This window comes from Pseudomonas sp. NBRC 111130 (assembly GCF_001320485.1).
GTDB classification, from domain to species: Bacteria; Pseudomonadota; Gammaproteobacteria; order Pseudomonadales; family Pseudomonadaceae; genus Aquipseudomonas; species Aquipseudomonas vlassakiae.
The window spans coordinates 1-23,950 of the sequence record NZ_BCBG01000007.1 but is presented as its reverse complement, the minus strand read 5'-3'; the positions used below and the strand labels follow the sequence as shown (position 1 = coordinate 23,950).

Below are 23,950 nucleotides of genomic sequence, written 5' to 3'. Positions count from 1 at the left end.
GCAAGGTGAATTCAATCACCCCATCGACCGCGCCCCCACCGTTTGCGCATGGCCCCGGGAGGTCACGATTCCCAGGAAGGAAATCACGATCGCCAGGCCCAAGGTCGAACTCACTTCCGCCCGGTGTTCAGGCGTGTACATCATCACGGCCAGCGCGCCGGCGATGAAAATGATGACCGCCCAGGTCAGGTACGGGAACAACCACATGCGGAACTTGAGCTCCGTGTTCTCGCGCTCCAGGCGGCGGCGCATGCGCAGCTGGGAGATGGCGATGACCATGTACACCAGCAGCGCGATGGCGCCGGAGCTGGCCAGCAGGAACTCGAACACGCCCTTGGGTGCGAAATAGTTGAGGATGGCGATGGCGGCGCCGATCAGGGTGCTGCCGAATACTGCGGCGCGTGGCACGCCGACCTTGGAGGTCTTGTTCAGCAGCGCCGGGGCGTCGCCGCGCTTGGCCAGCGAGTACATCATCCGCGAGGCGATGTAGATCGACGAGTTCATGCAGCTGGTCACGGCCACCAGCACCACCAGGTCGACCATGAAAGCCGCATTGGGGATGTTCATGATTTCCAGCGCACGCTGGTAAGAACCCACCACTGCCAGCTGTGGATCGTTCCACGGCACCACCGAGATGATCACGAAGATCGACAGGATGTAGAAGGTGCTGATCCGCCAGATCACCGAACGGGTGGCCTTGGCGATGTTGCGCGATGGGTCGCTGGATTCGGACGCGGCGATGGTCACGGCCTCGGTGCCGATGAAGCTGAACATCACGGTGATGAACGCGCCGACCACCGCCGACCAGCCCTTGGGCACGAAGCCACCATGTTCGGCCATCAGCCCGCTCAGCCCACTGACTTCACGCTCGGGCAGCCAGCCCAGCAGCGCAGCGAAGCCAAGGCCGATGAAACCGAGAATGGCGGTGACCTTGAGGATGGCGAACCAGAACTCGAACTCGCCGTACTTGGCCACGCTGAACAGGTTGGTGCCCGCCAGCAACAGCACCGAGGCGAGGGCGAAGATCCAGCTGGGGATACCGGGGAACCAGGCGTTGAGCACGTGCCCTGCCGCCAATGCCTCGATCGGGATCACCAGCACCCAGAACCACCAGTACAACCAACCGATGGTATAGCCGGCCCAGCGGCCGATGGCCTGGTCAGCGTAGGTGGAGAACGATCCCGTGTCCGGATGCGCCACGGCCATTTCGCCGAGCATGCGCATGACCAGTACCACCAGGGTCCCGGCCACGAAGTAGGAAAGTATGGTGGCTGGCCCGGCAGCCGCGATGGCGTGCCCGGAGCCTACGAAAAGTCCGGCACCGATGATGCCGGCAATGGACAGCATCGTTACATGACGTGGCTTGAAACCTTGTGCAAGGTTGCCATCAGATCCCACGGTGTTCATTGATCTTGTTCTCTTTTTGCTGACACAAGGAAGGACGGGCAGGCGTAGGCGAAAATATCTCCTTTCAAATCAGGAAGTCGACACGTTGCTGGTGCGCTGTTGTTGATCTTTGGCACACGTCACAGAGCAAGATGCCGGTGTGGTTCGGGCTTCATTTAAGCCCCGTAAGGCTGCGGGAAATTACACGAGAACGCCTCGGAACTGTTCGATCACGACAGGGCATTTCCCTGAGCGCCAGATGTCGCGAATGGCATATCCGATCACGCCAGGGATCCATCTGGCGCTTTAGTTTTTCATCTGGATGTGTGTTGGCAGGCCCGGCCCTTTCGCGGGCACGCCCGCTCCCACAGGGACCGCACACATTTCAGATCTTGTGTAATACCTGTGGGAGCGGGCGTGCCCGCGAAGAGGCCGGTAAAGCCCATTCAAGTCTCAATGCAAACAAAAAAGCCCCGGTCTCCCGGGGCCTCTGTTGCTCAGGCGTCTGCCTACGCCTGCCCAGTGCGCTCGAAACGCCTGGCCAGCAACAGGTAAGCGAAGATCCCCAGCACGCCATGGGCGGCCACGAACCAGAGTGCGTTGTGGAACGAACCGGTGCTGGCAACCACGTAACCGATCACCAGCGGGGTGACGATGCCCGCGATATTGCCGATGCCGTTGAACACGCCACCACACAGGCCGACCATCTTCTTCGGCGCCACATCCGACAGCACCGCCCAGCCCACCGCCGCCAGGCCCTTGCCGAAGAACGCCAGGGTCATCAGAGCGATCACCGCCGCGTTGCCGTCCACATAGTTGGCCAGCACCAGGCTGGTGGACAGCGCCATGCCGATCACGAACGGGGTCTTGCGTGCCTTCGACGGGTGTACGCCGTGGCGGATCAGGCAGTCCGAAACGAAGCCGCCGAGGATGCCGCCGGTGAAGCCGCAGATGGCTGGCAGCGCAGCGACCCAGCCGGCTTCCATGATGGTCATGCCACGGCCCTTGATCAGGTAGATCGGGAACCAGGTGATGAAGAAATAAGTGAGCGCGGTGATGCAGTACTGGCCAAGGTACACCGCCCACAGGTTGCGGCTGGTGAACAGCTGTGCGATCTCGGCACGGGTCGGTTTGCTCTTGGCGGTCTTGCGTTCCTTCTCCAGGTCGACCAAGGCGCCGCCCTCGCGCATGTAGTCCAGCTCTTCGCGGCTCAACCCCGGCGCGCTGTGCGGTTCGTGATAAAGGCGGAACCACACCACGCTCAGCAGCAGCCCCAGCACGCCCATCCAGATGAACACCTGTTCCCAGCTCAGGCTGTGGGTCATCCATGCCATCAGCGGGGTGAACACCACCACGGCCATGTACTGCGCCGAGTTGAACAAGGCAGAGGCCGTGCCGCGCTCACGGGTGGGGAACCAGCAGCTGACGATGCGTGAGTTGGCCGGGAACGCGGGCGACTCCACCAGGCCGAGCATGAAGCGCATGGAGAACAGCGCCGCCGCCGCGGAAAACCCGGCCAGGCCCAGCCAGCCTACGGTGCCTTGCAGCAGCGTGAACAGCGACCACAGGACCAGGCTGAGGCCATACACCCGGCGCGCGCCGAAGCGATCGAGCAGCCAGCCGCCGGGGACCTGGCCCAGGGCATAGGCCCAGGCGAAGGCCGAGAAGATCATCCCCAGCATCACAGGGTCCAGGCCCAGGTCTTTGAGGACTTCGGTGCCGGTGATCGACAGGGTGGCGCGGTCGGCGTAGTTGATGACGGTGATGACGAAGATCAGCGCCAGGACCAGGAAACGATGGCGACCGACCCCGGCCACGGCCTGCGATGGGGCGACGGCGGATTTGCTGTTCATGTGGACCCTCTTGCTTCTCGGTGGAAGCGATTGTTCTTGTGCGGAGAAGGTGTGGCCCTTGGGCCTTGTGTTGCCTGTGCCAGCCTCTTCGCGGCTAAAGCCGCTCCCACAGGGAATTGCACAGGTCTCGATCCTGTGTGGCCCCTGTGGGAGCGGGTTTACCCGCGAAAGGGCCCTAGAGGTCGATCACCCGATTCGGCGGCATCTCGCCTCGGAAGCAGGCTTGAAGGTTGTTCAGCACCATGCGCCCCATTTCCAGCCGGGTCTGCAGCGTGGCGCTACCGCGATGGGGCTGCAGGCTCACCTGGTTCAGGTCACGCAACGCGGGTGGCACATACGGCTCATCGACGAACACATCCAGCCCGGCCCCGGCGATGCGCTGTTCACGCAACGCCTCGACCAGCGCGTGCTCGTCAACCAACTTGCCCCGCGACACATTGACCAGGTACCCCTCCGGCCCCAGTGCATCGAGCACCTGCGCCGTCACCAGCACCCGGCCGCCATCGGCTGAAGCCGACACCACCAGCACATCCACCGAGCGCGCCAACTCGATCAGGTCGGGTTCGTAGCGGTAGCCGGTTTCTGGCTGCTCGCGCCGCCCGTTGTAGGCAATGCGCATGTCGAATGCAGCGGCGCGCCGGGCAATGGCCTTGCCCACCTCGCCGAGCCCGACGATACCCAGTTCGATGCCGCTGACCTTGCGCGCCAGTGGCAGGTCCACCGTACCCCACAAACCGTCGCGCACCAGCCGCTCCCCTTCGCCCAGGCGGCGCAGGGTGCTGATGATCAGGCCCATCGCCAGGTCTGCCACATCGGCGGTGAGCACGCCCGGCGTGGTGGTTACGTGGATACCGCGGCTGGCCGCGTGGCGCAGGTCCACGGCATCGGTGCCGATGCCGCTGATGGCGACGATCTCAAGGCTGGGCAGCTGGTCCATCAGCGCGTTCGACAAGCCCTTGGCGCCGCCAGTGACTACCGCGCGAATGCGCGGGCCAACCTCGCCGAGCAGCTGTTGCGGGTGGTCATGCTGATACAGCCGATGCACCCGGTAAGTACTCACCAGTTGGGCATCAATGGCATCGGGTACGGGCTGGGTCAGCAGCACGTCGATGGCGTCGTTGTTCATCGTGGGCATCCGGCAGTTCGAAGACATGACTCGATGCTAGGCCCACATTTGATACAGGTCTAATATAGATGCTGGATTGAATAATTCAGGAATTGAATCATGGAGCTGCACCAGTTGCGCTGCTTCGTCGCCGTCGCCGAGGAGCTGCATTTCGGCCGCGCCGCCACCCGCCTGCACATGACCCAGCCACCGCTGAGCCGGCAGATCCAGCTGCTGGAACATTCTCTGGGGGTGCTGTTGCTGGAGCGCAACAACCGCCAGGCGCGCCTGACCCTGGCCGGGCAAAGTTTTCTCGAAGATGCCCGGCGTATCCTGCAAGTCGCCGAGTCGGCCAGCCAGTCGGCGCGGCGTATCGCCCATGGCGAAGCAGGTCGCTTGACGCTGGGCTTCACCGCCGTCGGCGCCTACAGCATGATCCCGCGCTTGCTGGTGCACGCCGGCCAGACCTTGCCCGACATCGAGTTACTGCTCAGCGAACGGGTCTCGTCCACCCAGGTGCATGACCTGGAAGCTGGCCTGATCGATGTCGGCCTGGTGCGCCAGGTGCTGCCCAGCGCCCGCGTGGAGTACCTGCCGATCCACCGCGAACCCTTCGTCGCCGCCCTGCCCGCCGGGCATGTGCTGGCGGCACGCGAGCGGCTCAGGCCGAGCGATTTCGACCAGCAGCCGTTCGTGATGTACAGCGCCAACGAAGGGCGCTATTTCCATGACCGTATCGCCAACCTGTTTGCCCGGCATGAGGTGCAGCCGCGGTACCTGCACCAGCTGGGGCAGACGCATTCGATCCTGGGCCTGGTCAATGTCGGGCTGGGCTGCGCGGTGGTGCCGGCTTCGGCGCAGGCATTGCGGCTGGAACAGGTGGTGTTCAAGCCGTTGCTGGGGATGGAGCAGCAGGCGGAGATCTTTCTGGCGTTTTGCCGGGATAACCCGAACCCGGTGCTGGGGGGCTTTGTCGAGATGGCGCGGGCATTCTTTGAAGCTGGATAAATAGTGATGGTTTCTTCGCGGGCAAGCCCGCTCCCCACAGGGTCTTGTGCAGTACCTGTGGGAGCGGGCTTGCCCGCGAAAGGGCCAGCAGCCTTAACGCACCAAGCAAGGCCGTTTGTTGTCGAAGCTCCAACCGGGAATCAGGAACTGCATCGCCACGCTGTCATCCCGCGCCCCCAGCCCCATGTTGCGGTAGCACTCGTGGGCCTTGGCCAGCTGGTCTTCATCCAACTCCACCCCCAGCCCCGGCCGCGCCGGCACTCGCACATGGCCGTCAACAATACGCAGTGGCTCACGGGTCAGGCGCTGGCCGTCCTGCCAGATCCAGTGAGTATCGATGGCGGTGATCTCACCCGGCGCCGCCGCTGCCACCTGGGTGAACATCGCCAGCGAAATGTCGAAGTGGTTGTTCGAGTGCGAGCCCCAGGTCAGGCCCCAGTCGTTACACATCTGCGCCACCCGCACCGAACCCTGCAAGGTCCAGAAGTGTGGGTCGGCCAAGGGGATGTCCACCGACTGCAACTGGATCGCATGGCCCATCTGCCGCCAGTCGGTGGCGATCATGTTGGTGGCGGTCGGCAAGCCGGTGGCACGGCGGAATTCGGCCATCACTTCACGGCCCGAATAACCGTTCTCGGCCCCGCACGGGTCTTCGGCATAGGCCAGCACATGGTGCTTGTCGCGGCACAGGGCGATGGCTTCTTTCAGCGACCAGGCGCCGTTCGGGTCAAGGGTGATCCGCGCTTGCGGGAAGCGTTCGGCCAGGGCCGTCACTGCCTCCATTTCCTCCTCACCGCGCAACACTCCACCCTTGAGCTTGAAGTCGCTGAAGCCATAGCGCTGCATGGCTGCTTCAGCCAGGCGCACCACCGCTTCCGGGGTCAGGGCCTTTTCATGGCGCAGGCGCAACCAGTCGTCATCGGCGTCGGCTTCGTCGCGGTAGGCCAGGTCGGTCCGCTGGCGGTCGCCAATGTAGAACAGGTAACCGAGCATCTTCACCGCGTCGCGCTGCTGGCCTTCACCCAGCAGTGCCGCCATTGGCACGTTGAGGTGCTGGCCAAGCAGGTCGAGCAGCGCCGACTCGATGGCAGTCACCGCGTGCACGGTGATGCGCAGGTCAAAGGTCTGCAGGCCGCGGCCTGCAGAATCGCGGTTGGCGAAGGTCTGGCGCATGGCATTGAGCACGCGCTGGTAGTGGCCGATCGGCTGGCCAACCACCAGGTTGCGGGCGTCTTCCAGGGTCTGGCGGATCTTCTCGCCACCCGGCACTTCGCCCAGGCCGGTGTTGCCGGCACTGTCGCGCAGCACCACGACGTTGCGGGTGAAGTACGGGCCATGGGCACCACTGAGGTTAAGCAGCATGCTGTCGTGGCCGGCGACGGGAATCACCCGCAGGTCAGTGACGACCGGGGTGCTGGTGTGTACGGCGGGGTTGGTCTGCATGTTCATGGTCGTTGTCTCGCAGTCATCAGTGGGTCTGGCCCAAGGCCGAAGGCGCCTTGTGCTGGTCAGGGGAAGCGCCCTTTGGGCGAATGCGTACGAAGAAGACGGCGATGGCCGCCAGCACCGAAGTCACGGCCAGGCCATACAGCCCGCCCTGGATCGACCCGGTCTGCTGTTCGAGCAGGCCGAAAGTGGTGGGGGCAACGAAGCCGCCGAGGTTGCCGACGGAGTTGATCAAGGCGATCACGGCCGCGGCGATACGGGCGTCCAGGTAACCCTGCGGAATCGGCCAGAACAGCGACGAGGCGGACTTGAAGCCGATGGCGGCGAAGCACACGGCGACGAAGGCGAACACCGGGCCGCCAGTGGTGGACATGAACATGCCGATGGCAGCGACAACCAAGGCACCGGCAACCCAGGCCTGCTGGAACTTCCAGCGCGTGGAACCGGCAGCGAAGGCGTACATGGCGATGATCGAGATCAGCCACGGGATCGAGTTGAAGAAGCCGACCTGCAGGTCGCTGAGGTCGCCCATGCGCTTGATGATGCTCGGCAGCCAGAAGGTGGCGGCGTAGATGGTCAGCTGGATGCAGAAGTAGATCAGGCAGAACAGCACGATCTGGCGGTCCTGGAGCAGGCGCCAGGCCGATGGCTTGACTGCGCCCACGGCTTCACGATCACGCTGTTCGCGGTCGATGGTCGCCACCAGCGCGTCCTGTTCGGCCGGGCTCAGCCACCTGGCATCCTGCGGTTTGGAGTCGAGCCAGAAGAACACGAAGAAGCACAGGGCCACCGAGGCCATGCCTTCGATGAACAGCATCCACTGCCAGCCATGCAGGCCCAGGCCCTGGATCTGCATCAGCGCGCCGGCCAGCGGCCCGGAAATCAGCGATGCCAAGGCCGAACCGCTGAGGAAGATGGCAATCGCCTTGCCACGCTCGGCGGCCGGCAACCAGCGCGTGAAGTAGTAGATCACACCGGGGAAGAAGCCTGCCTCGGCCACGCCCAACAGGAAGCGCAGCACGTAGAACTGGGTTTCGTTCTGGACGAAGGCCATGGCGGTGGCGACCACGCCCCAGGTGAACATGATGCGGGTCAGCCACAGCCGCGCACCGACTTTCTGCAACAGCATGTTCGAGGGCACCTCGAACAGCGCGTAGCCGATGAAGAACAGCCCGGCACCGAAACCAAAGGCGGCGGCACTGATGCCCAGGTCGCTTTCCAGGTGCGGGCGGACGAAGCCGATATTGACGCGGTCAAGGTAGTTGACGATGAACATGATGACGAACAGCGGCAGGACGTGGCGCCTGACCTTGGCCACGGCACTGGCCAAAGCGTCGCCTTCATTCCGGGCAGACGGAGCGAGGGTGTCGTTCACAGGTGTATCTCCCACTGATTGTTATTGTGCGGGTCGAGGTTGTCTGACATGACAGTGGAACGGAGCATAGGCGCAGCGAAGTTGTACGACAAGATGCCGACTATCACCTAAATGGCAAAATACAAGCTTATAACTCAGTAAATAGCGTCGAAAATTCTGAGAAATCGATTGACGGCCCTGTACCGTGCAGAGAAAAAACGGGCAAAAAATATTTTTATCGATTAACTTGTCATACAAGCCAGTCAACTCCGGACTACTCATGGATACTCCTGCCAAACGCAGCCACAGCCGCGCCCACGACCTGGTGTCGAGCCTGACCCAGCAAATCCTGCTGGGCACGTTCAAGCCGGGGGACAAACTGCCGTCTGAGAACACCCTGGTGCGCGAGCATGGCGTCAGCCGCACCGTGGTCCGTGAAGCACTGTCGAAATTGCAGGCCTCAGGCCTGGTGGAGCCACGCCATGGCATTGGCACCTTCGTGATGGAGCGCCAGGGCCAGGCGGGTCTGCGCGTGGGGGCGGAAAATGCCGCGAGCGTGCGCGACCTGCTGGAGCTGCGCATCGGCCTGGAGGGCCAGGCGGCCGCGCTCGCTGCCGTGCGCCGCAGCGACGAGCACCTGGTGCGCATGCGCAAGGCGCTGGATGACTACCAGGACCTGGCGGCTGCCGGTGACAGCTGCATCGAGGCAGACCGGCGCTTTCACCTGTTGATCGCCGAGGCCACTGGCAACCTGTATTTCAGCGAGATGATGGCGCAACTGGGCAACGGGTTGATCCCGCGTAACCGCATGGCCCTGGCCGAACGCGCCGGCGCCAACCTGGCGCGGCATGCCTACCTGGCCAACCTTGAGCATGAGGCGATCCTCAATGCCATCCGCCGGCAAGACCCGGACGCGGCGCGGGCGGCGATCTGCCTGCACCTGTCCAACAGCCGCGATCGCCTGCTGCCGGACTAGGGCCGCTGTCGTTGCCGTTTCACCAGGTCAGGCAGATCTTGCCGAAATGCCGGTTGCTCTCCTGGTAGCGGAACGCCTCGACGATCTGCTCCAGCTCGAAATGCTTGTCCACCACTGGCCGCAAGCCATTGGCATCGATCGCCCGCACCATCGCCTGCTGCTGCGCACGGCAGCCCACCAGCACACCTTGCAGGCGGATCTGGCGTACCAGTGCCTGCACCAATGGCAGCTGACCGGCTACACCGGTCAGAATGCCGATCAACGACACATGCCCACCAATGCGCGCGGCGATCATCGACTGCTCCTGGGTCGCCGGCCCACCCACTTCGATCACATGATCGACGCCGCGATTGCCAGTCAGCTCACGGGCCTTCTCGCCCCAGGCCGGGGTGCTCTTGTAGTTGATCAGGTGGTCGGCGCCGAGGGCCTTCAGGCGTTCGAGCTTGGCGTCGCTGGACGACGTGGCAATGACCGTGGCCCCGGCCAGCTTGGCGAACTGCAGGGCGAAGATCGACACACCGCCGGTGCCCTGCACCAGCACCGTGTCACCGGGTTTGAGGTGATCGTCGCTCATCAAGCTGCGCCAGGCGGTGAGGCCGGCCGTGGTCAGAGTTGCAGCCTCGGCGTGGCTGAACCCCTTGGGTGCCAGCGTGAACGAAGTGACCGGGGCCGTTACCTGCTCGCGGGCATAACCATCAATGCCATCGCCGGGCACCCGGGCAAAGCCTTCGACGTTGGCCTGGCCGTCGAGCCAGTCCGGGAAGAAGGTGCTGACGACGTTGTCGCCGACCTTGAATTCACTCACACCTGCGCCGACCGCGACCACTTCGCCGGCGCCGTCGGCCATGGGAATACGCCGCTCGCTCGGACCCCACATGCCACTGACCACGGCGAAGTCGTGGTAGTTGAGGGAGCTGGCATGCAGTTGCACGGTGATCTCGCCCGGCTTGGGCGCAGGCGCCTCGCAGGTGCCGACTTCGACCTTGTCGTAGCCGCCGCCGGGTTGCACATAGATGGCCTTGCTGGTCATGACTGGGGCTCCATTCAGAGAAAGACTGGGGTTCAGCATAGCCAGTGTGGGCCTGTTCGCGGGCGTGCCCGCTCCAACAGATATTGCACTGGACTCGGGCCTGTAGAGATCCTGTGGGAGCGGGCGAGCCCGCGAAAGGGCCGGAACTGGCAACAGATAATTCAGCCCAGCATCACCCGCAACGCCCGGCAATCTGCTGCATGCCAATCCACCAGTTCCGGCCACGGGTTATCCGGCAAGTTCACCAGCACCGTGCGCGCCCCAGCGGCCCGCCCACAGTCCAGGTCAAAGCGATAATCCCCAACCATCACCAACTCGCCGGGCGCCACGCCCCAGCTACTGGCAATCTTCAACAGCCCATCCGGGCTCGGCTTCGGCTCGGCCTCATCGCGCCCGAGAATGTGCTCGACCTGGAAGCAGTCCGCCAGGCCGATCGCCTCCAGCGTCACATGCGCCAATTCCCGCGCATTGCGGGTCAGGATGCCCAGGCGGCAGCCACGTTCGGCCAGCTCACGCACCAGTTCCACGGCCCCGTTGGCCGCTGTCGAGGCAATCGCCAGGTCGCGCTCATGTTCCAGCAGCCAGGCATGCTTGGCCGCCGCTTCCGCCGCCGGCAGCGCCGCCAGATGGGTGAGAATGTCGTGCTCGGCCGGGATATCCAGGGCGACGCGGATGGCGGCGAAATCGTGCACCGCCACGGTCAGGGTGCCGTCCATGTCGAACACCCAATTGCGGATTTCGGCCAGGCTCATGCCCAGTCCTTGCGGTGGCGAATCAGGCCTTCCTGGGTCGACGACGCCACTAGCTGGCCGGCGCGGTTGAAGATGCTGCCGCGGCAGAAACCCCGGGCATTACCAGCCCATGGGCTGTCGGTGGCGTACAACAGCCACTCATCGGCGCGCAGGTTACGGTGGAACCACAGCGAATGGTCGAGGCTGGCGATCTGCATGTCGCGCTGCCACACCGATTTGCCATGGGGCAGCAGCGACGTCGTCAGCAGGCCGAAATCGGAAGCGTAGGCCAGCAGGTACTTGTGCAGCGCCGGCACGTCAGGCAAAGAGCCGTCGGCGCGGAACCAGGCGTACTTCACCGGGTCGCCGGGCTGGGGGTTGAACGGATCGCGCTCGGTCACCGGGCGAATCTCGATCGGCTTGGCGCACAGCACCTTGTCGCGGATGCGTTCGGGCAGCTTGTCGGCGTGGGCGCTGGCCAACTCGACTTCGGTCGCCAGGTTTTCCGGGCCGACCACGTCGGGCATCTGCACCTGGTGCTCGAAGCCTTCCTCGTCGTACTGGAACGACGCGCTGCAGGTGAAGATCGGCTGGCCCTTCTGGATCGCCGTCACCCGCCGGGTGCTGAAACTGCCGCCATCACGCACGCGGTCGACCGAATAAACCACCGGCAAGCTGGCATCGCCCGGGCGCAGGAAGTAGCCGTGCAGCGAATGCACATGGCGCGCATCCTCGACCGTCTGGCTGGCCGCCGACAGCGACTGGCCCAGCACCTGGCCACCGTACAGCTGACGGAAGCCGAGGTCCTGGCTGCGGCCACGGAACAGGTTCTCCTCGATCGACTCGAGGCTCAACAGGTCGACCAGGTCGTCCAACACATGACTCATCGGGGGTTCTCCTTGTAGGAGCGAGCCTTGCTCGCGATGCGCCGCTGAGCGGCGCTCGGTTTCACAGGCGCTGAACATCTTTCGGCAAGCACCTTTCAGGGATGAGGAAATGATACAAGGTTTGTCATCGACACCGTGCATGCCGGCTCATTCAGTGCGCAGGGTCTGCTCCCAGTGTGCGCGGTCGATGCGATACAGCACGTGAGGGCGCAGCGGGTGGCCGATGGGCAGGCGGGGGTGGTCGAAGCTGCCATTGACGTCCTGGACCATGCCAATGGCCTGCATGACTTTTTGCGACGGCAAGTTGCTCTCGCTAGTGAACGACACCACCTCTTCCACGCGCAATTGGGCGAAAGCACAACGCAGGCAGGTCCATGCCGCCTCGCTGGCAAAGCCCAGGCCCCAGTGACGCCGGGCCAGGCGCCAGCCAATCTCCACCGCCGGGGCGAACGGCGCGTCGAAATTGACGTTGAGCAAGCCCGTCATGCCGATGAACGCCCCGCTGTCTTTTCGCTCAAGCGCCCACAGGCCGAAGCCGTATTCGTTGAAATGCCCGCGGATCCTGCCGATCAGCGCCGCCGCTTCGAGCCGCGTCATGGGCGCCGGGAAATAACGCATCACCTGCGGGTCGGCACACATTGCCGCAAATTCGCGCAGGTCGTCATCGTGCCATTGGCGCAACACCAGGCGGGCGCTTTCCAGGTGAAGGATGGGGGTCATGAGAACAGCTCCGGTTTTACCCAATGGCATTTTACAGCGTAGGCGCGGCCAGGTTTGTCACGCAACCGGCGGCGCCCAGAATGCAATTTTCACAACCCCTTCACTAGCCCCCGACAGACGGCTGAGCACAATGCCCCCACACCACCGCCGCGCCATTGGAGTGACGCATGCAGCCGAGCAACACCTTGGGCCATCCCGCCATCCACGCCCGTCGCAAGCGACGCATGTCACGCAAAGCCCTTGGTGCCGCTCTCGGTTTGTGCATGGTCATCGCAGCGGTCACCACCTGGCTGTCAACGAGGACCCATATCGTGGACCTTGGCAACGAGCGGCAGTTGAATGAAAGCGGCCTGCTGCAGGACTGGGCAGACGGTGCAGTGATCGTGATGATCCGCCATGCCGAACGTTGCGACAGCGCACCCGGCCCTTGCCTGAACGACCCTACGGGTATCACCGTGGCCGGCAGCGAGGCCGCCACCCGGGTCGGCCAAGGCTTGAAACAACTGGGCCTGGGCAATGCCGAGGTGCTCGCCAGCCCCAAAGTACGTACCCTGCAGACGGCGCACTTCATCCTTGGCCAGGCCGTTGCCAGCGAAGCCTGGCTGGAAAGCTGCGACAACCAGTTCGCCCGTGAAGCGCTGGCGCGCAAGCGTGCCGGGCATAATCTGGTGCTGGTCACCCACAATGGCTGCATCGACCACTTCGCCCGCCAGCAGGGCGTGGCCGGGGGTGAGCGTGAGAGCAACTACGCCAGCGCGCTGTTCGTCTCGGTGGACGTCAACGGCAAGGCGCGCATCCTTGGGCGCTTGAACGAGCCAGACTGGCAACGGGTATTGGCCAGCGTGGGGAAATAACTGGCAAGATCAGCGCTGGCCCCGATTGCGAACGTCCCATGCCGCTGCCGCTGATCTACCACGAAGACTACAGCCCGGAATTCCCCGCCGGGCACCGCTTTCCCATGGAAAAGTTCCGCCTGCTGCGCGATCACCTGGTGGGCAGCGGCCTGACTACCGACCAGGCCCTGCTGCGCCCGGACATCTGCCCCAACGACATCCTCGCCCTGGCCCATGACCGCAGCTACATCGAGCGCTACATGAACGGCGAACTGTCCGGCGAGGACCAGCGCCGCCTCGGCCTGCCCTGGAGCGAAGCCCTGGCCCGGCGCACGGTGCGTGCAGTGGGCGGTTCGCTGCTGACCGCCGAGATGGCGCTGCAGCATGGCATCGCCTGCCACCTGGCCGGTGGCACCCACCATGCCCACTACGACCATCCGGCCGGTTTCTGCATCTTCAATGACCTGGCGGTGATCAGCCGCTACCTGCTCGAAGCCGGGCGTGTGCACCGGGTACTGATCTTCGACTGCGATGTGCACCAGGGCGACGGCACGGCACGCATCCTCCAGGACACCCCGGACGCCATCACCGTGTCCCTGCACTGCGAACAGAACTTCCCGGCACGCAAGGCCCACAGCGACTGGGACATTCCCCTGCCACGCGGCATGGGCGACACGGCTTACCTGAAGGTGGTGGAAGACGCGCTGAACTACCTGCTGCCGCTCTATCAACCCGACCTGGTGCTGTACGACGCCGGCGTCGATGTGCACAAGGATGATGCCCTGGGCTACCTGCAACTCACCGACGATGGCCTGGCGGCGCGTGACGAGCTGGTGATGCGCCATTGCCTGGGCCGTGACATCCCGGTGGTCGGGGTCATCGGTGGCGGCTATAGCAAGGACCGCGAAGCCTTGGCCAGGCGCCATGGCATTCTTCACCACAGTGCGGCGCGTGTCATAGGTTGTTCACAATGACTGTGGAACCGCTTGTGGATAACCTGCGGGAAAGGCGCTGCAGCCCTTGACCGGTGGGGGCTGCAGAACACTGATCATTTTTTGTTCAGTACGTGGATTGGCCCGGCTGCGCTAGAATGCGCAGTCTTTTCCACAACCTGCTGCCTACCATGCCCGATAAAAACCCCGCATCCCCTCCCCTGGCCGTCGTGATCGGCGGCGGCCCTGCTGGCCTGATGGCGGCTGAAGCCATGGCCCAGGCGGGCCTGGCGGTGGAAGTGTTCGATGCCATGCCTTCGGTGGGCCGCAAGTTCCTGCTGGCCGGCGTCGGTGGCATGAACATCACCCATTCGGAAGCTTATCCACAGTTCGTTTCGCGCTACGCCGAGCGGCAGGCTGAAATCGACGGGTTGCTGCGCGACTTCGATGCCGATGCGCTGCGCCTGTGGATCCACGGGTTGGGTATCGACACTTTTGTCGGTACGTCAGGCCGGGTTTTCCCCACCGACATGAAGGCGGCCCCGCTGCTGCGCGCCTGGCTTAAGCGCCTGCGTGACAATAATGTGGTTATCCACACCCGCCATCGCTGGCTGGGCTGGAATGCCGACGGTAGCTTGCGAATCGCTTATCCACAGGGGGAATTGCAGGTCAAGGCCAACGCCGTGGTACTGGCCTTGGGTGGCGCCAGCTGGGCAAGGCTGGGCTCCGATGGCGCCTGGCAGCCGTTGTTGGCCGAACGCACTGTGGATATCTCGCCGCTGCGGCCGAGCAACTGCGGTTTCGAAGTGGAGGGATGGAGTCCGCTGCTTGTGGACAAGTTCGCGGGGGCGCCGCTGAAGAACATTGCCCTGAGCGTGCCGGGCATGGCGCCGCGCAAAGGCGAGTTCATCCTCACCGCGCAGGGTGTCGAGGGCAGCCTGGTGTATGCATGGTCGGCGCAACTGCGCCAGGCTATCGAGCATCAGGGGCAGGCCAGGCTGTTGCTCGACCTGTTGCCGGACAAGCCTGTGGACAAGATTGCCCAGGCGTTGGCCAAACCACGCGGATCGCGGTCGATGGCCAAGCATCTGCACAGCCAGTTGGGGATCGACGGGGTCAAGGCGGGGTTGCTGCGGGAGCTGACGGATCAGGCGACCTTTGCCGATCCTCAGGCGCTGGCGCGGGCGATCAAGGCCTTGCCGATCACGCTGGTACGCACGCGACCGCTGGACGAAGCGATCAGCAGTGCCGGTGGCGTGCGTTTCGAAGGGCTGGATGAAGGGTTGATGGTCCGCCGGATGCCGGGGGTGTTCTGTGCGGGCGAAATGCTGGACTGGGAGGCGCCGACTGGGGGGTATCTGCTGACCGCGTGCTTTGCCAGCGGGCTTCGTGCGGGACGAGCGGCGGTGGATTGGTTGGCGCGGCCTGCCTGATCGATTGCCGGGGCTGCTTCGCAGCCCTTTCGCGACACAAGGCCGCTCCTACAGAGGTACGCAATCCCCTGTAGGAGCGGCCTTGTGTCGCGAAAGGGCCGCAGAGCGGCCCCAGGGATCTCAAGGCTTACGCTTGCGCGGCCCGCCGTTGAAGCTCGGCACCTTGCGCACAGCCTTCACCGATGGCTCCGCAGCACCTGCCTCGGCACTGTCCATCCAGCGCCCCAGCCCACGCTTGGCGCTGTTCTCTTTCGGTTTCTTGGGCTTCTTCGGCTTCTTGATCACCTGGCCGCTGGCATCGGTCATCGGTACCCGGTGCTCAGGGATGAAGTCCGGCTCCTCGTGACGTGGCAAGGTCTGCCGGGTCAGCACTTCGATCGCCGACAGCATCTGCACCTCATCGGCACACACCAGCGAAATCGCCTCGCCCTTGTTGCCGGCGCGGCCGGTACGGCCAATACGGTGCACATAGTCCTCGGCCACGATCGGCAGATCGAGGTTGACCACCAGCGGCAGGTCGTCGATGTCCAGGCCACGGGCTGCCACATCGGTGGCCACCAGCACCTGGATCTCCCGCGCCTTGAAGCTGTCCAGTGCACGCTGGCGGGTGGCCTGCGGGCGGTCGCCGTGGATACCGTCGGCATTCACCCCGTCGGCCAGCAAGCGCTCGACCAACTGATCGACGCCATTGCGAGTCTTGGCAAATACCAGCACCTGCTTCCAGCGCTGCTTGCGCAGCAGGTGCATGAACAAGTCGGCCTTGCGTTTCTTGTCCACAGGCACCAGCCACTGCTTGACCGTGGTCGCCGCGGCGTTGCGTGGGCTGACTTCGATGCTCAGCGGGTCGTTCAGGGCCAAGCCGGCGAGCATGCGGATCTGCTCGGAGAAGGTGGCGGAGAACAGCAGCGTCTGACGCTTGCGCGGCAAGGCGGCATAAACCGACTGCAGCTCTTCGGCAAAGCCCAGGTCGAGCATGCGGTCGGCTTCGTCGAGCACCAGTGTCTGTACCTGATTGAACTTCACCGCATTCTGGCGGAACAGGTCGAGCAGTCGGCCGGGCGTGGCCACCAGCAGGTCGACGCCACGGCGCAGGCGCATCATCTGCGGGTTGATGCTGACCCCGCCGTAAACGGCATAGGTGCTCAATGGCAGGTTTTCGGCATATTCGCGCACGTTGTTGTGCACCTGCTCGGCCAGCTCGCGGGTCGGTACCAGCACCAGCGCACGGATCGAGTTACTGGCAACCTTCTCACCTTCCAGGGCAAGGCGCTGCAGCACCGGCAAGGCGAAACCGGCGGTCTTGCCAGTGCCGGTCTGGGCTGCGGCCATCAGGTCGCGGCCGGCCAGCACGGCGGGGATGGCCTTGGCCTGGACTGGGGTCGGGGTGGTGTAGTCCAGCTGCTGCAAGGTGCGCAGCAGCGGTTCGATCAGGCCGAGTTTGGCGAAATTCATGGCAATACCGTCAGGGGGTTCAGCGAAGGCGGCAAGTTTACCGCATCACCCCTGGCTACTTGCTGCAGATTTCGCCTTTCATCGGCTGCTCTGGCGCCTTGCGCCATTGCGGCAGGCCGATCAGCACCACCGCGCCGATGATCACCGCCATGGCCAGGCACTCCTCGGTGCCGATCTGTTCGCCGGCAAAGAGGATACCCAGCAGCACCGCCACCGCCGGGTTGACGTAGGCGTAGCTGGTGGCCGCTGCCGGCCGCACGTTCTTGAGCAGGTACATGTAGGCACTGAAGGCGAGGATCGAACCGAACAGCACCAGGTAAGCCAGCGCCCCCCAGCCGGCAAGGGTCGGCATCTGCGTCATGCGCTCACCGGACAGTGCACTGCCCAACAGCAATACCGCACCGCCTACCAGCATCTCGGCGGCACTGGCCATCGGGCCTTGGGGCAAAGGCAGGCTCTTGCTCCACACCGAGCCGAACGCCCACGCCGCCGCAGCGAACACCACCAGCGCCGCCCCCACTGGGCTGGCCTGCAGGTTGGAACCGAGGTTGAGCAAGGCGATACCCAGCAACCCGAGCAGGATACCGGCCCACTCCAGCCGCGAGTTGCGGTGGCCGAACAGCAAACCGAACAGCAGCGTGAACAACGGCACCGTCGCCACCGCCAGCGCTGCCACGCCCGAGGCCACACCCGCATGCTCGGCCACTGTCACCCCGCCATTGCCGCAGCTGAGCAACAGGAAACCGATCGCCCCGGCCGCACGCCATTGCGGCCAGGTCGGGGCCGGCACACCCCGCCAGCGCAGGAAGCCATACAGCAAACCGCCGGCGATGATGAAACGCACACCGGCCATCAGCATCGGCGGCCACGATTCGACACCGATGCGAATGAACAGGTAGGTGGAACCCCAGACCAGGTACAGGGCAATGAAGGCGCCGATGAGCAGCAGCGGAAAGCGACGGGAGGCAGGCATGGCAGGTAACTCAGAAATCCGTTTTCGGGTGACCGAGTTTAGGGCGGTGCACAGGTAAATATAAGTTACAAAACCGTGCGAAATGAACGGCACACTTTTGCTGCGCTCATCAGGCGAATTTAGCCAAGGTTTCACCAACCTTCGCGGCAGGCGTTTTCTGCAGGCGGCACAGCAATTCGTGGGAGAGTTGCTGGACGCCGTGGGCATGGCGCAGCACGCCTGCCAGGTGTTGCAGCAGGTTGGCGGCCATTTCGGCATCGGCCATGGCCCGGTGTGCGGTACCGGTATGCGGCAGCCCGGCCCACCGGGTCAGGGTACCCAGCTTGTGGTTCGGCGCCGCCGGCAAGAGGCGCCGTGACAGCAACAGGGAACACGCGAAAGGCTGCTGGCGGCTGCGGCCGATGCGGCTCAGTTCGTAATCCCAGAACTTCTGGTCGAAGGCGGCGTTATGCGCCAGCAATGGGGTAACTCCGACGAACTCGGCCACTTCGTTCATCACTTTATCGACCGGCGGCGCCGTGCGCAGCATGGCGGTGGTGATGCCGGTGAGCCCGGCGACGAAGGCCGGCACCGGCACACCGGCATTCATCAGGCTCTGATAGCGCTCGACAATGCGCCCGCCTTCCAGCATCACCACCGCCACCTCGGTGGCGCGGCAGCCGGCACCGGGCGAGATGCCGGTGGTTTCAAAGTCGATGACAGCGATACGTTCCATGAAAAAACCTTAGTGCTTGAGCAACAGCGCGCCCTCGATGGGCACATAACGGGTGGCGGCGCGAATCAGCGACAACGCTGTCAGGCCGGGCACGCCATAGACTACCGCCTCGGTGCCGTGGCGCTGGATGACCCGTTCCAGCAGCAGGTCGAAGTCACCATCACCCGAGGCCAGCACCACCTGGTCGACCCGGCTGGCGGCATCGATCACATCGAGAGTGATGCCCACATCCCAGTCGCCCTTGGCCGAACCGTCGCTGCGCTGGATGAACGGCTTGAGGCGCACGTCGAAACCGAGGTTGCGCAGGATCTGCTGAAATTGCTGCTGCTTGCTGTCACCGCGATCGATGGCATAGGCGACGGCCTCGACGATCTCGCCTTCGCGGCTGACCTCCTTCCACAGTGCGGTGTAGTTGAAGTGGCAGCCATGGGCCTGGCGCACGGTGTAGTAGAGGTTCTGCACATCGGCGAACAGCGCGATCTTTTTCACCACATACCCTCGACATGAAAAGGGGCGCAATGCGCCCCTTCGGAAATGCCAGCAGTATGCCAGACCGGTCAGACGAACGTATCGTCATCCGAGAAGAAGCCACCACCATCGTTGCCGTAGTCGGTATCGGCCCAGCCACCCTGGTCATTGCCCCAGCCACCGTTGTCGGCAACCTGCTGCTGCGCCCCCTGGTCATTCCAGCCGCCGTTGTCACTGGCCGGTGCCGGCTCTTCCTTGATCACCTCGACCACCTCTTCAGGCTGCGAGTTGTGGTGGAACAGGCTGCTGATACCTTGCGCCAGCAACACGCCACCGGCGACGCCCGCAGCGGTCTGCATTGCACCACCGAGGAAGCTGCTGGCGCCGCTGCGCGCTGGCGCGGCGCCAAAGCCAGGCTGTTGCGGCTGTGCTTGAGCCTGCATCTGCGGCTGCGGCTGAGAGAAGCCTGGCGCACTCGGCTCGCGCCAACCGCCACCCGATGCTACCGGCGCACTAGGGCGCTGCGGCTGAACCGGCTCCGGGTTGCGCGCACCGGCACCGAAGATGCTGGAGAGGAACCCACCGCCGCCATTGCCACTGCTGGCACGGGTCGCCTCAAGCTGGGCACGGGCCTGCTTCAGTTCGGCCTCCAGCTGCTTGTTCTGCTCATCCAGGCGCTTGATCGCGGCTTCCTGAACCAGGATCGCCTGGGCCATGTAATAAGGCGCTGCCGGCTGCTGGCGGACATGCTCCTCGATCCGTGCCTGCGCCTGCGCATCGCGCGGCTGGCTTGGGTCTTCGGCTTGCTTGATGCGGCCGAACAGGCCGTCGATCAGGGTTTGTTCATCAGTGTTCATTGGGCTACCTCATGGGCTAGCAGGACATCGGACATGGCAAAGATGGGGCGCCCGGCCCAAGGATTCAATCACCGCGCGGGTGAAACTTTTTTCAGCAAGCGACCGCTCTGGGCTAAAGTTAGGCCCCTGCTTTTACTGCCTTGCGATGTTGACTGATGAATCCGCTGAGCGTTCTGCGCGACTCCCTGTACTTCTTCCGCCGCCACCTGGCCAGCATCATTCCGCTATGCCTGCCGCTAGTGGTGCTCGAAGCCCTCTTCACCCAGCTGCTGTACCGCCAGCTGGGCGAGCAGGCCTCGCCGGCCTACGGCATGCTGATCAGCCTGTTGTTCTATCCGCTGTACAGCGCGGCGCTGATCTTATACCTGGACACCCGCAGCAACGGCCAGGAGATTCGCAAGCGCGACCTGTTCGCCCGCGCCGTGCAGCTGTGGCCGCAACTGGCCCTGCTGATCACGATCAGCTCGCTGCTGATCATGGCCGGCCTGGCGCTGCTGGTGTTCCCGGGCGTGTGGATCATGATCAACCTGGTGTTCGCCGAATACCTGCTGGTGCTGCGTGGCCTGCCGGTGGTGCAGTCGATGCGTGAAAGTGCGCGCATGACCACTGGGCACTTCCTGCGCATCATGATCTGCGTGCTCGGCGTGCTGGCACCAATCTGGCTGATCGATGGCCTGCTGCTGATGGCCTTCCCCGAGCCCGCGCCGGGCGTTGAACTGGCCCTGGATAGCCTGAGTGGGTTCTTGCAGTTGTTCAGCACCGTGGTGCTGTATCGCCTGTTCATGTTGCTGGAAGCGCAAGAGCAAGCCTGAAGAACCGAGTACCGGAAAAGGACGACTATTAGCAGCAAACACCTGACCGAAACCCGCAAGTTTCTGAGCTATGTCCTGCGCCATGAGCCTCACGCCATCGGCCTGCAACTCGATGCCGAAGGTTGGGCAGATATCGATGCCTTGCTTGCCGGCGCGCCAAAGGCAGGCCGCACGCTAGGACCTGGCGACGCTCCGTGAAGTTGTCGATAGCAGTGACAAGAAGCGCTTCACGCTCTCCGAAGATGGCCAGCGTATTCGGGCTGCACAAGGGCATTCGGCTTCAGGCGTGAATCTCCAGCACACGAAAAAGCAGCCGCCGCCGGTGCTCTATCACGGGACGGCAACACGCTTTCTTGAGTCAATTCTGCAGCAAGGGCTGATTGCGGGTGCACGCCACCATGTGCACCTGTCGCAGGAAACCGTGACGGCGGTCGCTGTCGGGCAGCGATATGGGAAACCGGTGCTGTTGAAAATCGATGCCCAGCGCATGCATCGGCAGGGATTCAGGTTCTACCAGTCTGAGAATGGCGTGTGGTTGACCGAAGCGGTCCCCGTTGAATTCCTCTTGGTGGACGATTAACTGGCCTAAGGCTTACGGCGCAGCGGCCTCGCCCTACTCGCCTGCCTTGGTCTTCAAGGAGTTCAGGATTCTACCGATGTAGACGCCCGTTCTGCGGTCAACCGCAGCCGTGACCATACTCAACGGGCTTATTTGCGCAAATTGCCCTTTCATCTCGACCAACTGTGGGCGCCCGCAAAACATGTCCTGCTTGTCTTGGTCATTCATGAACCACTTGCCTCCAAGATGGCGCCTGAACACCTGCCCCACGTACCTGGCCGCGCCATCGATGATGGCGGCCTGATCTTTCGGCTTTAGTGCATCGAAATTTTCGTAACGACGAAGCAACCAGGCTTCCAGATAATCCAGCGAGGCAATGGAATAGTCGAATTGCTCTCGGTCGCCTGTTGGAAAACTGTGCAGGAAGCGATCGATGGCATCGTTCATGTCCATAAGCCAGTACTCGAAAAGATCGGCATTCAATCAAAGGGCTCCAGTGAAATCGTTGCTGGCCAGCAGGTTGAGGCGGTTGCTGGATTCCATCACCCCATCATATCTCCACCTACCGGATGCTGTGGATTCACTGTATAGGATTTCAGCTTGTTAGGATCAATCACCGCTTCCCCAGCATTGGGAAGTGCGCCGTCGACAGCTTTTACCCCCCCTTTTCACCCCAAGCCGCCGCCCGTTGCAGCGCCTGCCAGCGCTGAGGCAAGCGTCGCCAGCGCAGAAATGGTCTGTTTCTCTTCCTCACTCAGTTGATCCCGAGGCTTGTCAGGATAGATCCGAGCGGCTATCAACTCACCAGTCGCTGCGCCGGCCGCACCTGCAACCGCCGAGTTGCCCTGGGCCTGAGCCACCACGACACCCAATACGGCATGGGCCATGATCCGGACGTTTTCGTTATCACCCGCTACTTTCTTGATAACGCCGGCCAGGTACGGTGCCGAGGCACCGGCAAGCGCACCACCGATGTTGCCACCGGCCAGCCCCTGCAGGGCGGCCGTAACGGCTTGCGTCACCTTCTGGTAATCACCACTGGTGCCGTACTTGCCCATGATCCGCTGGTAAGCATCGGTAGCGACCAGCTTGTCTTGATAGGCCTTGCGCTCCTTCTCGCTAGCCCCTTCACCCGGCGCGTTGATCCCTCGCGCCTCGAGTTCCTCACGCGCCTCCTTGTCGGCCTTGAGCTGGCCCTCGGTGCGGACGATGTCCGAAACCTGGGTGCCGATTTCGCCAATCAGCTGCACCTGCTGCAGGCGCCGTTGCTCTTTCTCTTTGTCGAGGATCGGGCTGATGCTGTCGTTGGCATGCTCGACGTCGTGGCTGAGGCTGGCGACATCCTGCTTCTGCTGGCCCGGATCGCGGATTTCCAGGGTGCCTTCGGAAATGGCCGAGGACGTGGTGCCGCTGGCACTGCCGCTGTGGTTGTAGGCGATCAGCGTGCCGCTAGGCATGTTGCTGGTGAAACCCGAGGAGCCATTGTTGCCGCCACTGACGCTGGCACTGGCCATCTGGCTCTTGAACTGCGCCTTGTTCTCGATATCGCTCCAGCCAAGAGTGCCGGTGCTCAGGTGGTTCTTGTCGGCCCCGGCGGTGCTGGCGATCACGCTGCCATCGAGCTGCGTGTGCTTGCCCACATCGATCTGATAACCGCCCTTGCCGGCAAACAGCCCATAATGGCACTCGAACTGTCGACAGTCCGGACTGGCTGGTCTTGGTCATCCGGTAGTAGCTGTAGTCGCTGTCATAATTGTTTTAACTGCTTAGCTATTCTTTTTGCCGAATGACGTATTTGTTGTGTTTCTCCAAGTGTACTCAATGCATACAACCCCATTTCTATACTGTCAGACCTCGGGACGAACAACACCCACTTCAGTGCCAAGCCAGACCAGTATTCACTCTGACTTCTAAGGCCAGGCACAACAATTTTCTCAAACGGAAACAAGTCCACGACCCACTCTGGAAGGCCATAGCCTTTAAGCCCATCGATCATCTTGCATCGAACCACTTCTGGAGGATTCTCTAGCATAGGCAGAAAAAACACGCACTTGATTTCTTCCCCGAGCGTCTGAACAGAGGCGTTTGTTGATCTAGCCCAAAGCCCACGAGAAGTAAGCCCCAGAAAAAACGTCCGTCACACAACGTTGCCACAGGAAGCCACTTCAAATCCCTCCCGTCAGAGCCGTACTCATGTCTGCTCTCCCATGGCCCCTCAAGCTTAGAGAACTCCTTCAATAGTTTTTTAAGTTCATCTATCATCTAGATATCCCGGGAGTATGGGTAACATCCACACCATGACTACTCATTAAGGACTTGAACTGCTCACGAAGCTCGGGAGTCTAGTTCATCCCGTAATGCCCACTCCACTCATAGGTCCGAAGAACTCCATTTTCCTTCCCTATCCCGCCGCCGACGAT

Annotated in this window: 22 protein-coding genes and 1 pseudogene; 7 read left to right on the top strand and 16 right to left on the bottom strand. The window is 63.1% G+C overall.

From position 1 onward, the window contains the following. Nucleotides 1-15: 15 nt before the first annotated feature. The 3 genes from gabP to APH33_RS04225 all read right to left on the bottom strand — a co-directional run bounded on the left by gabP (nucleotide 16) and on the right by APH33_RS04225 (nucleotide 4,365). Nucleotides 16-1,407: a GABA permease gene (gabP, locus tag APH33_RS04235; protein WP_054883950.1), complete on the bottom strand. Its 1,392-nt coding sequence runs from the start codon at nucleotides 1,405-1,407 to the stop codon at nucleotides 16-18. A gap of 488 nt (nucleotides 1,408-1,895) precedes the next feature. Then, nucleotides 1,896-3,239 (bottom strand): MFS transporter, encoded by a 1,344-nt coding sequence (locus tag APH33_RS04230; RefSeq protein WP_054883949.1) that lies wholly within the window; start codon nucleotides 3,237-3,239, stop codon nucleotides 1,896-1,898. A 175-nt stretch (nucleotides 3,240-3,414) separates the two neighbouring features. Beyond that, the gene (locus tag APH33_RS04225) at nucleotides 3,415-4,365 is read right to left on the bottom strand and encodes a 2-hydroxyacid dehydrogenase (protein WP_054883948.1); all 951 of its coding nucleotides are present in this window, start codon (nucleotides 4,363-4,365) and stop codon (nucleotides 3,415-3,417) included. A gap of 99 nt (nucleotides 4,366-4,464) precedes the next feature. On the opposite strand from APH33_RS04225, the gene APH33_RS04220 reads away from it, so the two are divergent. After that, nucleotides 4,465-5,352: a LysR substrate-binding domain-containing protein gene (locus APH33_RS04220; RefSeq protein ID WP_054883947.1), complete on the top strand. Its 888-nt coding sequence runs from the start codon at nucleotides 4,465-4,467 to the stop codon at nucleotides 5,350-5,352. Nucleotides 5,353-5,445: 93 nt separating this feature from the next. Here the strand turns inward: APH33_RS04220 and gudD are convergent, their stop codons facing one another. Together gudD and APH33_RS04210 are read right to left on the bottom strand one after the other, a co-directional pair. Continuing rightward, nucleotides 5,446-6,801: a glucarate dehydratase gene (gene gudD / locus APH33_RS04215; protein WP_054883946.1), complete on the bottom strand. Its 1,356-nt coding sequence runs from the start codon at nucleotides 6,799-6,801 to the stop codon at nucleotides 5,446-5,448. 19 nt (nucleotides 6,802-6,820) lie between these two features. After that, nucleotides 6,821-8,173, bottom strand: a complete 1,353-nt coding sequence (locus APH33_RS04210; RefSeq protein ID WP_054883945.1) for an MFS transporter — start codon at nucleotides 8,171-8,173, stop codon at nucleotides 6,821-6,823. Between the two features lie 259 nt (nucleotides 8,174-8,432). On the opposite strand from APH33_RS04210, the gene APH33_RS04205 reads away from it, so the two are divergent. After that, nucleotides 8,433-9,128 carry a FadR/GntR family transcriptional regulator gene (locus tag APH33_RS04205; protein ID WP_054883944.1) on the top strand — a complete coding sequence of 232 codons (696 nt, stop codon included), beginning with the start codon at nucleotides 8,433-8,435 and terminating at the stop codon, nucleotides 9,126-9,128. A 19-nt stretch (nucleotides 9,129-9,147) separates the two neighbouring features. On the opposite strand, the gene APH33_RS04200 is transcribed toward APH33_RS04205, so the two are convergent. The 4 genes from APH33_RS04200 to APH33_RS04185 all read right to left on the bottom strand — a co-directional run bounded on the left by APH33_RS04200 (nucleotide 9,148) and on the right by APH33_RS04185 (nucleotide 12,496). Beyond that, on the bottom strand, nucleotides 9,148-10,158 hold the full coding sequence (locus APH33_RS04200) for an NAD(P)-dependent alcohol dehydrogenase (protein ID WP_054883943.1): 1,011 nt from the start codon (nucleotides 10,156-10,158) through the stop codon (nucleotides 9,148-9,150). A 161-nt stretch (nucleotides 10,159-10,319) separates the two neighbouring features. Further along, nucleotides 10,320-10,910, bottom strand: a complete 591-nt coding sequence (locus APH33_RS04195; RefSeq protein WP_054883942.1) for an HAD family hydrolase — start codon at nucleotides 10,908-10,910, stop codon at nucleotides 10,320-10,322. Further along, nucleotides 10,907-11,776 carry an acyl-CoA thioesterase II gene (gene tesB, locus APH33_RS04190; RefSeq protein WP_054883941.1) on the bottom strand — a complete coding sequence of 290 codons (870 nt, stop codon included), beginning with the start codon at nucleotides 11,774-11,776 and terminating at the stop codon, nucleotides 10,907-10,909. The genes APH33_RS04195 and tesB overlap by 4 nt, the downstream gene beginning before the upstream one ends. 147 nt (nucleotides 11,777-11,923) lie before the next feature. Beyond that, nucleotides 11,924-12,496 (bottom strand): GNAT family N-acetyltransferase, encoded by a 573-nt coding sequence (locus tag APH33_RS04185; protein ID WP_054883940.1) that lies wholly within the window; start codon nucleotides 12,494-12,496, stop codon nucleotides 11,924-11,926. Between the two features lie 167 nt (nucleotides 12,497-12,663). On the opposite strand from APH33_RS04185, the gene APH33_RS04180 reads away from it, so the two are divergent. The 3 genes from APH33_RS04180 to APH33_RS04170 all read left to right on the top strand — a co-directional run bounded on the left by APH33_RS04180 (nucleotide 12,664) and on the right by APH33_RS04170 (nucleotide 15,694). Next, on the top strand, nucleotides 12,664-13,350 hold the full coding sequence (locus tag APH33_RS04180) for an Ais protein (RefSeq protein ID WP_054883939.1): 687 nt from the start codon (nucleotides 12,664-12,666) through the stop codon (nucleotides 13,348-13,350). A gap of 38 nt (nucleotides 13,351-13,388) precedes the next feature. Next, entirely contained in the window at nucleotides 13,389-14,303 is a 915-nt protein-coding gene (locus tag APH33_RS04175; RefSeq protein ID WP_054883938.1) for a histone deacetylase, read from the top strand. 149 nt (nucleotides 14,304-14,452) lie between these two features. Beyond that, on the top strand, nucleotides 14,453-15,694 hold the full coding sequence (locus APH33_RS04170; RefSeq protein WP_054883956.1) for a TIGR03862 family flavoprotein: 1,242 nt from the start codon (nucleotides 14,453-14,455) through the stop codon (nucleotides 15,692-15,694). A gap of 120 nt (nucleotides 15,695-15,814) precedes the next feature. Here the strand turns inward: APH33_RS04170 and APH33_RS04165 are convergent, their stop codons facing one another. The 5 genes from APH33_RS04165 to APH33_RS04145 all read right to left on the bottom strand — a co-directional run bounded on the left by APH33_RS04165 (nucleotide 15,815) and on the right by APH33_RS04145 (nucleotide 20,159). Next, a complete protein-coding gene (locus tag APH33_RS04165; RefSeq protein ID WP_054883937.1) occupies nucleotides 15,815-17,146 on the bottom strand; it encodes a DEAD/DEAH box helicase in 1,332 nt (443 codons plus the stop codon). A gap of 55 nt (nucleotides 17,147-17,201) precedes the next feature. Next, a complete protein-coding gene (gene yedA / locus APH33_RS04160) occupies nucleotides 17,202-18,119 on the bottom strand; it encodes a drug/metabolite exporter YedA (protein ID WP_054883936.1) in 918 nt (305 codons plus the stop codon). 109 nt (nucleotides 18,120-18,228) lie between these two features. Then, nucleotides 18,229-18,834: a PolC-type DNA polymerase III gene (locus APH33_RS04155; RefSeq protein ID WP_054883935.1), complete on the bottom strand. Its 606-nt coding sequence runs from the start codon at nucleotides 18,832-18,834 to the stop codon at nucleotides 18,229-18,231. 9 nt (nucleotides 18,835-18,843) lie between these two features. Continuing rightward, on the bottom strand, nucleotides 18,844-19,323 hold the full coding sequence (locus APH33_RS04150; RefSeq protein ID WP_054883934.1) for an NYN domain-containing protein: 480 nt from the start codon (nucleotides 19,321-19,323) through the stop codon (nucleotides 18,844-18,846). Between the two features lie 68 nt (nucleotides 19,324-19,391). Then, nucleotides 19,392-20,159, bottom strand: a complete 768-nt coding sequence (locus APH33_RS04145) for a DUF2076 domain-containing protein (protein WP_054883933.1) — start codon at nucleotides 20,157-20,159, stop codon at nucleotides 19,392-19,394. A 155-nt stretch (nucleotides 20,160-20,314) separates the two neighbouring features. Here APH33_RS04145 and APH33_RS04140 point away from each other — a divergent pair, with 155 nt between their 5' ends. Then, nucleotides 20,315-20,971 carry a YciC family protein gene (locus tag APH33_RS04140; RefSeq protein WP_054883932.1) on the top strand — a complete coding sequence of 219 codons (657 nt, stop codon included), beginning with the start codon at nucleotides 20,315-20,317 and terminating at the stop codon, nucleotides 20,969-20,971. 27 nt (nucleotides 20,972-20,998) lie between these two features. Then, nucleotides 20,999-21,551, top strand: a pseudogene (locus APH33_RS04135) (RNA 2'-phosphotransferase). Between the two features lie 33 nt (nucleotides 21,552-21,584). Here APH33_RS04135 and APH33_RS04130 read toward each other — a convergent pair. Beyond that, entirely contained in the window at nucleotides 21,585-22,013 is a 429-nt protein-coding gene (locus APH33_RS04130; protein ID WP_054883931.1) for a hypothetical protein, read from the bottom strand. Between the two features lie 185 nt (nucleotides 22,014-22,198). After that, entirely contained in the window at nucleotides 22,199-23,170 is a 972-nt protein-coding gene (locus APH33_RS04125) for a VENN motif pre-toxin domain-containing protein (RefSeq protein ID WP_054883930.1), read from the bottom strand. Between the last annotated feature and the right edge of the window lie 780 nt (nucleotides 23,171-23,950).

Bases quoted from the DNA above. Each gene is read 5' to 3' on its own strand.
- yedA (WP_054883936.1), bottom strand. From the start codon at position 18,119: ATGCCTGCCTCCCGTCGCTTTCCGCTGCTGCTCATCGGCGCCTTCATT.
- APH33_RS04140 (WP_054883932.1), top strand. From the start codon at position 20,315: ATGAATCCGCTGAGCGTTCTGCGCGACTCCCTGTACTTCTTCCGCCGC.
- APH33_RS04145 (WP_054883933.1), bottom strand. From the start codon at position 20,159: ATGAACACTGATGAACAAACCCTGATCGACGGCCTGTTCGGCCGCATC.
- tesB (WP_054883941.1), bottom strand. From the start codon at position 11,776: ATGAGTCATGTGTTGGACGACCTGGTCGACCTGTTGAGCCTCGAGTCG.
- APH33_RS04155 (WP_054883935.1), bottom strand. From the start codon at position 18,834: ATGGAACGTATCGCTGTCATCGACTTTGAAACCACCGGCATCTCGCCC.
- gudD (WP_054883946.1), bottom strand. From the start codon at position 6,801: ATGAACATGCAGACCAACCCCGCCGTACACACCAGCACCCCGGTCGTC.
- APH33_RS04200 (WP_054883943.1), bottom strand. From the start codon at position 10,158: ATGACCAGCAAGGCCATCTATGTGCAACCCGGCGGCGGCTACGACAAG.
- APH33_RS04220 (WP_054883947.1), top strand. From the start codon at position 4,465: ATGGAGCTGCACCAGTTGCGCTGCTTCGTCGCCGTCGCCGAGGAGCTG.
- APH33_RS04225 (WP_054883948.1), bottom strand. From the start codon at position 4,365: ATGAACAACGACGCCATCGACGTGCTGCTGACCCAGCCCGTACCCGAT.
- APH33_RS04175 (WP_054883938.1), top strand. From the start codon at position 13,389: ATGCCGCTGCCGCTGATCTACCACGAAGACTACAGCCCGGAATTCCCC.
- APH33_RS04205 (WP_054883944.1), top strand. From the start codon at position 8,433: ATGGATACTCCTGCCAAACGCAGCCACAGCCGCGCCCACGACCTGGTG.
- gabP (WP_054883950.1), bottom strand. From the start codon at position 1,407: ATGAACACCGTGGGATCTGATGGCAACCTTGCACAAGGTTTCAAGCCA.
- APH33_RS04230 (WP_054883949.1), bottom strand. From the start codon at position 3,239: ATGAACAGCAAATCCGCCGTCGCCCCATCGCAGGCCGTGGCCGGGGTC.
- APH33_RS04195 (WP_054883942.1), bottom strand. From the start codon at position 10,910: ATGAGCCTGGCCGAAATCCGCAATTGGGTGTTCGACATGGACGGCACC.
- APH33_RS04170 (WP_054883956.1), top strand. From the start codon at position 14,453: ATGCCCGATAAAAACCCCGCATCCCCTCCCCTGGCCGTCGTGATCGGC.
- APH33_RS04165 (WP_054883937.1), bottom strand. From the start codon at position 17,146: ATGAATTTCGCCAAACTCGGCCTGATCGAACCGCTGCTGCGCACCTTG.
- APH33_RS04185 (WP_054883940.1), bottom strand. From the start codon at position 12,496: ATGACCCCCATCCTTCACCTGGAAAGCGCCCGCCTGGTGTTGCGCCAA.
- APH33_RS04180 (WP_054883939.1), top strand. From the start codon at position 12,664: ATGCAGCCGAGCAACACCTTGGGCCATCCCGCCATCCACGCCCGTCGC.